8 protein-coding genes are annotated in these 13,553 nt (G+C 40.4%); 7 read left to right on the top strand and 1 reads right to left on the bottom strand.

The window, feature by feature from the left end:
* The first annotated feature begins 34 nt into the window (after positions 1-34).
* The 4 genes from G3T18_RS19115 to G3T18_RS19100 all read left to right on the top strand — a co-directional run bounded on the left by G3T18_RS19115 (position 35) and on the right by G3T18_RS19100 (position 7,327).
* Entirely contained in the window at positions 35-1,558 is a 1,524-nt protein-coding gene (locus G3T18_RS19115; protein ID WP_224412183.1) for a DEAD/DEAH box helicase, read from the top strand.
* Positions 1,559-1,601: 43 nt separating this feature from the next.
* Positions 1,602-2,240 (top strand): ABC transporter permease, encoded by a 639-nt coding sequence (locus G3T18_RS19110; RefSeq protein WP_224412182.1) that lies wholly within the window; start codon positions 1,602-1,604, stop codon positions 2,238-2,240.
* 238 nt (positions 2,241-2,478) lie between these two features.
* Positions 2,479-5,931: an ATP-binding protein gene (locus G3T18_RS19105; RefSeq protein WP_224412181.1), complete on the top strand. Its 3,453-nt coding sequence runs from the start codon at positions 2,479-2,481 to the stop codon at positions 5,929-5,931.
* Between the two features lie 61 nt (positions 5,932-5,992).
* On the top strand, positions 5,993-7,327 hold the full coding sequence (locus tag G3T18_RS19100; protein ID WP_224412180.1) for a hybrid sensor histidine kinase/response regulator: 1,335 nt from the start codon (positions 5,993-5,995) through the stop codon (positions 7,325-7,327).
* A 53-nt stretch (positions 7,328-7,380) separates the two neighbouring features.
* Here the strand turns inward: G3T18_RS19100 and G3T18_RS19095 are convergent, their stop codons facing one another.
* Positions 7,381-10,041, bottom strand: a complete 2,661-nt coding sequence (locus tag G3T18_RS19095; RefSeq protein ID WP_224412179.1) for a bifunctional diguanylate cyclase/phosphodiesterase — start codon at positions 10,039-10,041, stop codon at positions 7,381-7,383.
* Between the two features lie 198 nt (positions 10,042-10,239).
* On the opposite strand from G3T18_RS19095, the gene G3T18_RS19090 reads away from it, so the two are divergent.
* The 3 genes from G3T18_RS19090 to G3T18_RS19080 all read left to right on the top strand — a co-directional run bounded on the left by G3T18_RS19090 (position 10,240) and on the right by G3T18_RS19080 (position 13,526).
* Positions 10,240-11,517, top strand: a complete 1,278-nt coding sequence (locus tag G3T18_RS19090; protein ID WP_224412178.1) for an FAD-binding oxidoreductase — start codon at positions 10,240-10,242, stop codon at positions 11,515-11,517.
* Between the two features lie 30 nt (positions 11,518-11,547).
* A complete protein-coding gene (locus tag G3T18_RS19085) occupies positions 11,548-12,930 on the top strand; it encodes a (Fe-S)-binding protein (protein WP_224412177.1) in 1,383 nt (460 codons plus the stop codon).
* 98 nt (positions 12,931-13,028) lie between these two features.
* Positions 13,029-13,526 (top strand): CdiA C-terminal domain-containing protein, encoded by a 498-nt coding sequence (locus G3T18_RS19080; protein ID WP_224412176.1) that lies wholly within the window; start codon positions 13,029-13,031, stop codon positions 13,524-13,526.
* The last annotated feature ends 27 nt before the right edge of the window (positions 13,527-13,553 follow it).

The following is a 13,553-nucleotide window of genomic DNA, read 5'->3' as shown; positions in this document are numbered from 1 at the left end:
CAATAAGCATTGAAACATCTGCGATCGCAACTCAATGCCGCGAACTCCTAAACTACAATTTCATCGAGGAACTCTCCTTCTCCATCCACCACCGAGGGGTAAAGTCTGGATAGATTACGCTACTTGGGACGATCGCGTGGAAAAGTTTCGCATTCCGGCGATTAACTATCGCCCTCTAGTGGAAGCTTTACAGGCTCATAATACTAATTTTATCGACGAAGCGCGGGAATTTTTGCCTCTGGAACTCACTGCTAGCTTTGAAATGGAACCTTATCCCCATCAAAGTGAAGCTCTCTTAGCATGGAAACGGGCAAATCGTCAAGGGGTTGTGGTCTTACCGACGGCGGCGGGAAAGACTTATTTGGCGCAACTGGCGATGCAGTCAACGCCACGTACGACGCTGATTGTCGTCCCAACTTTAGATTTGATGCACCAATGGTACGCACAGTTATTGGCAGCGTTTCCGGATGTGGAGGTGGGATTATTGGGAGGAGGTTCGCGCGATCGCACGCCGATCTTAGTCTCTACTTATGATAGTGCGGCAATCCATGCGGAAACTTTAGGTAACAAATATGCTTTACTAATTTTTGATGAATGTCATCACTTACCCACAGACTTTTATCGGGTTATCGCTGAATACGCGATCGCACCTTATCGTCTCGGACTTACTGCTACTCCCGATCGCACCGATGGACGACATCAAGATTTAGATATATTGATCGGGAAAGTGGTTTATCGCAAAAGCCCAGAAGAATTATCCGGTCAAGCTCTAGCAGAGCATAAAATTGTCACTATTAAGGTTAAGTTATCTAAAGACGAGCGCTCTCACTACGACAAAGCCATCAAAATTCGCAATGAATTTCTCCGCCAAAGTAATATTTCCTTAAGTAGTATGAAAGGTTGGCAACTTTTCGTCCAAACTTCGGCTCGTTCTGCGGCAGGACGTAGAGCTATGTTAGCACATCGGCAAGCCAAAGAAATTGCTCTCGGTACTGATGGTAAATTGCGCGTTCTCACCGATCTAATTTCCCGTCACTATCCGGAACGAATTATCATTTTTACTAACGATAATGCTACTGTTTATCGCATCTCCCAGGATTTTCTTATTCCTGCGATTACTCATCAAACACCAGTTAAAGAACGTCATGACATTCTCACTCGTTTTCGCGAAGGAGAATACAAAAGTCTGGTTGTTTCTCACGTTCTCAATGAAGGAGTTGACGTACCTGATGCGAGGATTGCAATTATTTTATCTGGTACAGGTTCAACTCGCGAATATGTCCAAAGACTGGGAAGAGTATTGCGTAAAGGAAGCCAAAAAGATAAATTAGCCATACTTTACGAAGTAATTGCTGAAGGAACTAGCGAAGAAAGAATCTCCGAACGCAGGCGCAGTTCAACTAGTAAAAAAAGTCAGCAAGTCAAGAAACCAAAACCAAAACCAAAATCAAAACAATTGGAACTTTTACCTTCTCCCTCACCTTATGAAATTGAGCGCAAAACAACCCCAAAAGCGGCTGAATCTTCCTCAAAATGGAATCAAGACCCAGAAGAATAAAAGAATTTTCCGATTCTAAATAATGACGCGATCGCCAACGACTATGAACATATTTGTAGCAGCTTTCCAATACGCAGTAGAGAATTCCGACAAACTCATCTCAGCTTGTTTGCGTCACCTAGAATTAGTTGCCATACCCTTAATCATCGGGATGGCAATCGGACTACCTTTAGGATTAGCAAGTTCGCAAAATCGTCAACTATCAGCCATAGTAATTAATAGCTTTAACGGTTTGCGAGTTATTCCCTCCCTAGCAATTTTATTCCTCACCATTCCCTACTTTGGACTTACCTTTACCGCCGCCGCGATCGCCATTACCCTCTTAGTCATACCGCCAATTCTAATTAATACAGACGTTGCCTTTCGGAGCATTTCCCCAGCAATTATCGAAGCAGCAAAAGGTATGGGAATGTCACCATCACAAATCTTAACTCAAATCAAAATTCCCCTCGCTCTACCAATTATTATCGGCGGGATCAAAACAGCAGTCGTGGAAGCAATCGCCTCAGCCACCCTCGCTGCTTTTATTGGTGTTGGTGGCTTAGGAGACTTTATTGTTCTTGGTTTTGCTTTATACGATAACTCAATTCTTTTAGTCGGAGCAATTCCCGTCGCAATTTTAGCCTTAACTGCGGAAATTAGCCTTAGTTTGCTCCAACATTTATTACAACCAGCACCTTAAACCGCTCTTGATTGATATCCTCTTTTAACTTACCACTGAGAACGACGCGATCGCGCGATTGTTTCCCAGGAACGATTTAGCTTGACGGTAAACGACGCGATCGTCACCAGTAATTCATCGGACTGTTAGCTTAAAACTTTGCCAGTTATTCAAAGCTCGAATTTAACATTTTTTTTTCAATTTTCATTATACTGTTGTTGGCATAACCATGACTAATTAACTAGATTTATAGGTGCTAATGACTCATCTTTCCCCAGCACAAAAACCACTACCCAAGCTACAGTTACCTCGTCTCTTAAGCGTATTAGAAGTTTGGGGTTTTGGCTTAAGCGGCTTTTTGTTGTGGCTAGGTCCGGCTCCAGCTATGAATGCTGCTTTAGGAACCCAAGCAATTTTTGTCTGGATTCCTGCGGCGATCGTCGGAATCTTACTCAATCTTCAAGTCAAACGTTTAGGAACTAGATGGTCAAATTTATCTGGAGGAACGCCAAATTATACAACCAAATTACTCGCCAATTATCCTTTTTTGGCTCGTTATGCTGCAATTGGCTACTTGGTAGGTTGGGTATCGGTTCCCTCAATGAATGCGATTATTTTCACCGATTTAATTACAGCTAATTTGGACGCTGTGGGAATTAATAGCCCCGAAACTTTGCTGAAAATTAGTTTAACAGCAATTCCCTTTATTGTCGCCTTTAGTGGAACTCGCGCTTTAGGGATTCTTCATCTCTTTTTTATGCTGCCAGCAATCGGCTTTTTACTCGTTTTTTGTACTCAAGGAATCGGTTGGTTAGCTATTGCTCCCAATAGCCCTAGTTTTGTTCCAGAAACTTGGAGCAGTTTTTCATTTCCTGATTGGGCAAAATGGTATTTTCTTGCTGTTTATGCTGCTTATGGTTGCGAAACAGCTTCTTCATTTATTGCTGATAATCGCCAACCACAAGCTTCTTTGCGCAGTCTTTCTTTCGCTGCTTTATTACTGCCAATTGTCTATATCGGAGGCTCTTGGTTATTAATGACTTTGGCAACAGATCCGAGTTTAGGCAATAATTCTTTTTTACATTTAGTGACTGCCGCCGAGCCTTTTTGGGGCAAAAGTGCCTTTTTCTTAGTGACTTTTTTTATGGCTTCGGGATGTTTACTTAGTTCTGCTACCGCAGTGAGTAATTCTCCTCGTGTTTTATATCAGTTAGCTTTAGATCGCTATATTTCGCCTGTGTTTGCAGTAGTATCTCGTCGCGGCGCTTTTGGACCTGGTTTAACTTTTACCCTAGTTTTAAGTTTAATTTGCTTGCTTTGGGGAAACGTAGAACGAACGGTCATGGTGACAGGAACTGGTTATCTTTCTGCAATGATCTTAGTTCATTTTGGTTTATGGCTGCGTCGAGGAAATTTGGAAGTTTTTTTACCTTGGTGGTCGCTATTTTTTTGTTTAGTTGAAGTTCTGGTGTTAATTGTTGGTGGTTTAGCTTGGGGTTGGCAAAATTTAACGATTGGATTGCTATTACCGCTCGTAGTTTTAGGTTTAGATTGGCTGATTAATCGAGTTCAATTTAGTTGCTTTCAGCCGCAATGGTGGAGCGAGCGCTATCATAAGCGTTTCCATAAAGGTTATCAAAATTTTGTCGCGGTACAGGTAACTGTTTTATTAATTTTAGTTTGTGGCGCAACTTGGTTTAGTTGGGAACTGAAAGCGAGATTAGAGCGAAATTTAGTTGCCACAACTGATGCAGTTTCCGGAAATTTTTTGGCGATCGCGTTATTAATGGTTGGATTTGTGGGAGTGGCGATCGCCTGTTGGACTAGTCTTCCTCAAGCTGAAGCAATTAATGAAGCGAGAGAACAAAGCGAACTACTCTTTAAAATCGCTCAAGATGCGATTATTGTTTTGGACGATCGCGGTAAAATTACTCAAGTTAATCCGGCAACCGTGAAGTTATTCGGCTTACATCCGTTAGAGTTGATTGGAAGCCATTTAAATAAATATTTTAGCGCACTAACCGATTTACCGGAAAATTGGCAACGACGCAGCGAACAAAATTTTCGCCGAGGAGAAGAAAATTTAGCGATCGAAGTTTCACTTAGCGATCGCTTTTCTCACGATCTTCGCGAATATGTGGTAATTTTACGCGATATTACCGAACGCAAACACTTTATTGAAGCTCTCAGAGATTCGGAAAACCAATTGCGAAATCAAGCACAACAACTGGAAATTCGCGTTCGAGAACGTACTGCGGAACTACAAGAAGCTAAAGAATTAGCTGATGCGGCTAATCAAGCAAAAAGTGAATTTTTGGCTAGTATGAGTCACGAACTGCGCACACCTCTCAATGGTATTTTAGGTTACGCTCAAATTCTCCAACGCTCAAAAACTTTATCGGAACAAGAGCGTCATGGAGTGGTAATTATTAATCAGTGCGGTACTCATTTGTTGACTTTGATTAATGATGTTTTAGATATCTCGAAAATTGAAGCTCGCAAAATGGAATTATATCGGGTTGAGTTTCACTTACCTGCATTTTTACAAGGAGTAGTCGAAATCTGTCGTCTCCGGGCGCAAGCTAAACAAATTGCTTTTAATTACCAAGCTGATTCGACGTTACCCACGGGCGTACGGGCTGATGAAAAAAGGTTGCGTCAAGTGTTAATTAATCTTTTGAGTAATGCTATTAAGTTTACCAGTATCGGTGAAGTTACATTTAGCGTTACCGTACTTAATTACTATCCTTCTACTGACTCGCCCACAATTTATCAGCTTCGCTTTCAAATTGATGATACGGGTATGGGAATTGCTTCGGAAAAATTAGAACAAATCTTTTTACCCTTCGAGCAGGTAGGCGGAAGTAAACTAAAAGCTGAAGGAACTGGATTAGGTTTGGCAATTAGTCAAAAAATTATCAATTTAATGGATAGTGAAATTCAAGTTACTAGTCAGCTAGGTAAAGGCAGTCGCTTCTGGTTTGATTTAAGTTTACCAGAAGCTAAAGAATGGGCAAAGACCGCCGCGATCGCTAACCAAGGTCAAATTATTGGCTATCACGGTAAACAACAGCACATTCTAGTTATTGATGACCGTTGGGAAAATCGCTCGGTTGTGGTAAACTTACTCGCACCTCTTAATTTTGTAATTTTGGAGGCGGCAAATGGTCGAGAAGGTTTAGATAAAGCTTTAACTTATCAACCAGATCTAATTATTACCGATTTAGCAATGCCTGTAATGGATGGGTTTGAAATGTTACAACAATTGCGTCAATCACCACAGTTACAACAAATGCTTGTAATTGTTTCTTCTGCTAGTGTTTTAGCAATCGATCGACATAAAAGTATCACCGCCGGTGGAGATGACTTTTTAGCGAAACCAATACAAGCAGAGGAACTTTTAGCCAAGCTTCAGAAATACTTACAATTACAATGGATTTATGAGTCGGAACCGGAAAATAATCATCCTCAGCAAACGGTTGTCAAAGCCGAATTGCCCACTCCTAAAATGGTATTTCCCGAACGAGAAAAATTACAGGTTTTGCTAGATTTAGCTAAACAAGGATTACTCAGGAATTTAAGCCAAGAAGCTCAAGAAATAGCCAAAATATCTGACGAGCTGCTCCCTTTTAGCCAACATATTCAACAACTAGCTAAGAAATTTCAAATTAAACAAATCAGAGAATTTCTTGAGCAGCAACTTGCTGAATAAAATTCATTTTGAGTAGTCTAAGAAAACTTTTTAGCCAGTCGCTCGAAGCTGAGTAGTGAAGATGATAACTAATACGGAAACTGCGATTATTTTAATTGTTGATGATACTCCAGCTAATTTAGAAATTTTATCTGATACTTTAGCTGAGGCTAATTTTCAAGTTGCTGTTGCTCTGGATGGCGAAAGTGCTCTCGAACAGGTTAAATATAAGCCACCAGATTTAATTTTACTTGACGTAATGATGCCGGGAATGGATGGCTTTGAAACTTGTACTCAGCTTAAAGCCGATCCTACTACTCGCGAAATTCCGGTGATTTTTATGACGGCTTTGTCGGAAACTTCTAATAAGGTTAAAGGTCTTTCTTTAGGTGCTGTAGATTATATTACTAAGCCTTTTCAACAAGAAGAAGTCTTGGCTCGTGTTAATGTTCATTTGCAATTATATAATTTGACGAGAACGTTGGAGCAAAAAGTAGCAGAACGAACGGCTGAACTTTCTCTAGCTTTGAAAAAGCTACAAGATACTCAATTGCAATTAGTCCAAAAAGAGAAAACTTCTTTACTCGGTCAGTTGGTAACAGGTATAGCTTATGAAATTAAAAATCCGATTAATTTTATTCACGGTAATCTTTTTCATGCTCATCAATATGTTCAAGATTTACTCAAATTGCTACAAAGTTATCAGCAAGATTCTCCGCAAATTTCTCCAGAAACTGAGAGTTTAATTCAAGAGGTGGATTTAGATTTTCTCAAAAAAGATTTTCCTAAATTATTAGTTTCGATGCAGACTGGTACGGAACGTATTCAGGAACTTATCCAAGCAGTACGAAGTTTTTCTGGGCTGGAAAAATCCCAGGTTAAAGCAGTAGATTTACACGCTTTGATTGATAGTGTTTTACTCATTTTAGGAAGTCGTTTGCAAGGAAATTTAGACCGTTTACCCGTAGAAATTATTAGAGAATATGGTTTTTTACCTTTGGTTGAATGCTATTCTGAAGATATTAGTCAAGTGTTGCTGATTATTCTTACTCATTGTCTTAATGCGATTAATGAATCAGAAATTAGAGAACAAAATTTAGCTGTTTCTGTCCGCGAGCATGAACCGCAGATTCAACCAACAATTCGAATTCGTACTATTCAGGTTGATTCTCGGCGAGTAAAATTGATTTTTGTTCACAATGGAAAACAAATTAGTGAAGCTGAAAAAAAACAGTTATTTGAAGATTTCTTTGCTCTTAATTATTGGGGAGAAAAAAATAACTTAGGTTTGTATCTGAGCTATCAAGTTATTACTAAAAAATATCGAGGTAAATTAGATTATTCCCCTTTAACCACGAGAGGTATGAAATTTATCCTGGAAATTCCGACGCAAATTGCCGAAAAATCAGATCGGTAGAACAAGAGTTAATTGTTAAGTTAAACTACAAAATCTTGACAAATTCAAAATTTTTATTCGGAAGTCCAAACAATAAACTTTTCTTGGCGAAACAATTCTGTAGCAGCTTTGGTAGGAAGAGGACGACGAAAGAAGTATCCTTGCAAAACATCACATTGCATTGACCGCAAAAAGTCAAATTGTTCTTTGGTTTCGACTCCTTCGGCGACAACTTCTAAGTTTAAGCCATGTCCTAAAGCCACGATTGCCGCCACGATCGCCGCGTCATGAGAATCGACAGTTAAATCCCGAATAAACGAGCGATCGATTTTCAGTTTATCGAGGGGAAAGTGCTTGAGAGAAGAAAGAGCCGAATAACCCGTACCAAAATCATCCATTGAAATTTGAATGCCGATTTTCCGCAAGCTTTTTAACACGGAAATCGTATATTCAATATCTCGCATGGCAATACTTTCAGTAATTTCTAATTCTAAACGTTTCGGTTCGACGCCTGTTGCTTCGAGGACTTGAGTAATATTCTTGAGCAAATTTTGTTCTTGAAACTGACGTGCGGAAAGATTGACAGCAAGCCGAATTGGCGGTAAACCTTGAGACTGCCAAATTTTCATTTGTTCGCAAGCAGTTTGCAAAATCCATTTTCCCAAGGGTATAACTAAACCAGTTTCTTCTGCCAAGGGAATAAATTGAGCCGGAGAAACTAAACCGAGTTCCGGCGATCGCCAGCGAATCAAAGCTTCCATCCCGACAATTTCGCCTGTAGACAAAGATATTTGCGGCTGGTAGTGGAGAGTAAACTCTTGACGTTCGAGGGCTTTATAAAGGCTATTTTCCAGGACTAAGCGCTGTTGTAGTTTTGTGCCGATCGCTGGTGTATAAACTTGATAAGTATTGCGTCCTTGTTGTTTGGCTCCATACATAGCTGCATCGGCGTTTTTCAACAAAGTATCTGCATCTTGTCCGTGATAAGGTGCTAAAGCAACACCGATACTACCTTTAATATAAAACTGTTGATTGGCATGAGTAAAAGGTAGATTCAGGGCAGCCAGAAGTTCTCCCGCGATCGCGATCGCTGTCGTTGTATTCGCTAATGGCGAAAGTAAAATTGTAAACTCATCTCCACCCCAACGAGCCAAAATATCTGCTTCTCGCATACAATTTTTCAGTCGCTGAGAAACCTGCTTCAGCAAAATATCTCCCACGGCGTGACCCAAAGTATCGTTAATATTTTTAAAGCCATCTAAATCGAGAAATAACACCGCCAGCATCTCGCCGCGAGTTAACTGAGCGTTTGCTAGCGCCAAATACAACCCTTGATTAAACAATCTCCGATTCGGCAATCCTGTCAATTGGTCGTGATAAGCATGATGGCGAATCATTTCCTCAACTCGCCTTTGCATCACCGCTAAATAAAGATGAATGCCGAGGGCTTGAGCCAATTTTAGTTCATTCGCCGTCCAAGGCTGGGCTGTACCTTTGACAATTTCTCGCCACGCCGCAAAAGACTTTCGCGGGCGGCGATTACGCGGATCTTGGTTAGCACGCCCAGCCCATAAAGTTTCCGTTTCAATTTCGCTGCGGAAAAGAGTCAAACAACCCACACACTGTTGCTGGTAGCGTAACGGCACAATCAGCAACGAATTAATTCGCCTTTCCTGAAAAGCAGAAACCACATCTTGCAATTGCGGTTCCTGTTTGAGATCGGAAATTTTGTAGACTTGCGGCTCAGCAGTTTCTAATTGCAGTATACCTAAATTAAATAGCTTTTCTGGATCGCGAACCGATTCCCGGTGGGTTAAAAAAAATTCTAACTCAGTTTCTCCTAAACCAGTTTGGTTACTCAGAATTTGTTGCCAAAAACTCGCTTTTTCTTCTAGCTTGTCAATCTTAGCTTGCTGTCCACTCCAATAAACTTGTGCTTCTTGACAATTATCTACCGGAGTAACGTATAATCTCCCGCCGTCGCAGTGTAAAGCTTTCACAGTTTGTTCGAGAACTGTTTGCTGAATTTTGCTCATTGCTTGGGGCGAATGTAGCAAAGCACTAATTTTGTTAATTGTCGCTTCGTGTTGTGCTTGTTGTTGTGCCTCAGCGAGTAGTTGAGATTGCGCGATCGCGATCGAAATTTGATCCACTAATAATTGGACAATTTGTAACTCTCTTTCGCTATAGTGGCGGGGCTTGCCGTGATGGGAGACTAACAATCCCCATAAATGATTTTTGACTAAAATTGGTACTGTTAGGGACGAAGCAACTCCCATTGCTTTGAGATATTCTTGGTGGCAGGGATCTACTGGTGCATAGCGAATGTCTTGTTTTTTGTTTCGCTCTACTTCAGCATCACTTTCGCTTTTCTCGTTTTCTAACGCTTCGGATGTCTTTTGTCCAGAGACAACATCAACAATTACTCGCACTCGGCTTTTAATAAATAATTCCCGCGCTAACGAAGGAATGTCGTCTGCGGGAAATCTTAAACCTTGAAGTCTAGGAAGGCGTTTTCCTTGGCAGGATTCAGCAATTACTTCGCCACTACCATCAGGCAAAAAAGCATAGATTTTAATCCGATCTGTATTCAACAATAGCCGCATTTCTCGCGCTGCTGTAGCCAAAATTTCTGGTAGTTCCAAAGATTGCCGAATTTGACTGGTAATTCGGTTCAGTAAGTCTTCTCTATTTGGGTTCGTTCGATCTTGAGTTTTTTTCTCTGGAACAGCCATATTTGGCACTCTCCAACCTTGCAAGCGAGCTTTTGACGGTTATTAAAAAATACTATCTTATCTGAATTAAATGCTAGTCTACTTTACTAGGGTAACTAGATTAAGGGTCACTGAGTAAGGATACTTGATTAATTTTTTTTAACATTACCTGCATTATCTGCCAATTTAAAAGTCTTTTCTTTAGGAAAAAGGTAAAATATGAAAACTAGCTTGGGATCGATTGACAACCCGATTGAATGGCAAAATATCGCTCCTTCTTGGCAGCAGCAAATCACCAAATCTTTGGCTGGTAATACTTGTCCGGATTTCTTGGTTTATCCCCAATCCCAACAAGAACTGAGTGAAATTGTCGCACAAGCAAAACAATCTCGTCTGCGTTTAATTGCCTGTGGTAGCGGTACTAAATTAAATTGGGGTGGATTGGTAAAAAATCCCAACTTAATTGTTAGCACTTTAGCCTTAAATCAGGTTATTGAACGCGCGGTTGGAGACTTGACAGTTACTGTCGAAGCGGGAATTAAGTTAGCCGACTTACAAGCAATGTTGCAAGCAACTAATCAATTTCTCCCTCTTGACCCTGCCTTTCCCGATTCTGCTACCATTGGCGGTATTATTTCTACCGCAGACCGAGGTAGTTGGAGTCAGCGTTATGGCGGCGTGCGCGATTTGTTACTGGGACTTTCTTTTGTCCGTGGAGACGGCAAAATTGCCCAAGCTGGGGGTAGGGTAGTTAAAAATGTCGCTGGTTACGACTTGATGAAGTTGTTTACTGGTTCTTTTGGCACTCTGGGAATTATTACACAGGTGACATTACGCACTTACCCTCTACCAGAGAAATCCGGAACAGCAGTCTTGACAGGGGCAAAAAGCGCAATCCAAGCTGCCAGTCAAACTCTAGTTACTTCTAGTTTAACTCCTACTGGTGCAGATTTACTTTCAAAATCGGTGGTAGAACATTTGCAACTCGGTAAGGGAATGGGCTTGATGGTGCGTTTCCAAAGTGTCGCTGCTAGCGTTGCAGAACAATTAGCGGCAATCTCGGATCTCGCGAAAAATTTGGGTTTACAGGTTAAATTGTACCATGATGCTGATGAGGTTGAGTTATGGCAAAAATCTGCATTACTAATTTACCAACCTGCTTCAGATCGGGCAATTACTTGCAAAATAGGAGTATTACCTAGCACTGCTGTCACAGTTCTCGATCGCCAACCAGGATTGGGTATCATTCATGTTGGTAGTGGTTTGGGTAAATTACAGCTCTCTGGGGAAGATCCAATTAGTGAAGTTGAGATGACGCGATCGCTAATTCAAGTTAATCAAGGTTTCCTGACTATCTTAGCAGCCCCGAAAACTATCAAACAACAAATCGATCCTTGGGGCTACACTGGCAACGCCCTCGAATTAATGCGTAAACTAAAACAACAATTCGACCCTGAAAATATCTTTAGTCCCGGTCGTTTTGTCGCTGGAATTTAATGGCGTTATTATAACACAAATCAACTCAATATGCAAACATCAGCCAACACTTTTAACAACGCGACCGAAGCAAATACTTTTGATTATCAAAACCGCTTAGAAAAAGAGCAAAATAGTGGTTTTGACCCGCAAAATCCTCCCAAACAAGAATTAATTGACACCTGCGTTCACTGCGGTTTTTGCCTTGCCACTTGTCCGAGTTATCGAGTCATTGGCAAAGAAATGGACTCACCCAGAGGACGCATTTACCTCATGGACGCTATTAATAATAAAGAAGCGTCTCTCGACGAAACTACAATACAACATTTCGACTCATGTTTAGGTTGTCTTGCTTGCGTTTCCACTTGTCCTTCCGGAGTACAATATGGCAAATTAATTGAAGCAACTCGCCCCCAAATTGAACGTAACTACCCGCGTAATTGGTGGGATAAAATAGTCAGAAGCGTCATCTTTAATCTTTTCCCTTATCCCAACCGTTTGCGCCCCTTATTAATTCTCCTTTGGGTTTATCAATTTTTCGGCTTCCAAAAACTCGTTCGTGCCACCAAATTACTCCCCCAAATCTCGCCTCGTTTAGCAGCAATGGAGTCAATTTTACCCAAAATCACCCTTACTTCTTTCCGCGATAAATTTCCCGATATCATTCCCAATCAAGGAAAAAAACGCTATCGAGTCGGAGTAATTTTAGGTTGCGTGCAAAGATTATTTTTCTCCCCAGTTAACGAAGCCACAGTCAGAGTTTTAACCGCCAACGGTTGTGAAGTTGTTATTCCTAAAAGTCAAGGTTGTTGCGCCGCTTTACCCGCCCATCAAGGACAAGAATTACAAGCAAAAACTTTAGCTAAAAAAATGATTGATAGCTTCGCAGAAACTGAAGTTGATGCAATTATTATTAACGCTGCTGGCTGCGGTCATACTTTAAAAGAATACGGTCATATTTTGCAAGATGACCCTGAATATAAAGCCAAAGCTGAAGCATTTGCTAGCAAAGTTAAAGATGCACAAGAATTTCTCGCTGAAGTCGGTTTAACCGCCGAACTTTCACCTTTAACTGAAGGTGAATTAACAATGGTTTATCAAGACGCTTGTCATTTGTTACACGGACAAAAAATTAGCTTACAACCCCGCCAATTATTGCGCGAAATTCCCGGTGTAAAATTACGCGAACCTATTGATGCAGCCTTATGTTGTGGTAGCGCTGGGGTGTACAATATGTTGCAACCAGAAGTAGCTGATGAATTAGGACAACAAAAGGTAGAAAATCTCTTGAATACTGGGGCTAAATTGATTGCTTCAGCTAATCCTGGTTGTTCTTTACAAATTGTCAAACATTTGAATTTACAAGGGAAAAAGATGCAGTTAAAGCATCCAATGGAGTTATTGGATTATTCAATTCGGGGAATTAAAATTTAACCACAGATGGACACAGATAAACGCGGATAAGTTAGATTTTTTGTTTGGGTTGTATATTCTGTCTTCAAAATTAATTACTAGGGGCTAAGTTAACCTCTATGACTAATATTCAAGCAAGTAGGTACATCTACGAAAACGCTGAAACAGAATATCAACGCTACTATTTTGATGATACTACAGGTGGTTTTATCTTAATTCACATTGAGCATAAAACCACCGCTTCAGAGATTTTTATCGCCCGAACCTTTGCTCAAGAAGGAAAACAGGTTAAACTATTAAGTGAGAATTCTCAAACCAAAACTCCTGATGCTGAAATAGACGGGGAATTGTGGGAATTTAAAGAACTAAAAAATGCTGACAATGTTCGAGGTGCAACTCAACAGGATATGCGCAAGGGTAAGAAGCAAGCTAAAAATATCGCTTATTATATAAATCAAGAATGTGAACTCATTGACATTAACGAAGGTATCAAAAGTGCTATTCGTTTAGATACTAAACGGTTATTACTTAAAGTAAGTTTGATTTTTAATGATAATTTAACTCTAACTTTAACGAGGACAGAAATAGAAAATGGAGCGAGTTTTGAAGAATTTTGAATATACAATTCAAAAAGGGATTAACAA

This window comes from Oscillatoria salina IIICB1, from assembly GCF_020144665.1.
In the GTDB taxonomy this organism is placed as follows: Bacteria; Cyanobacteriota; Cyanobacteriia; order Cyanobacteriales; family SIO1D9; genus IIICB1.
This window is presented reverse-complemented; position numbering and strand designations above follow the sequence as displayed.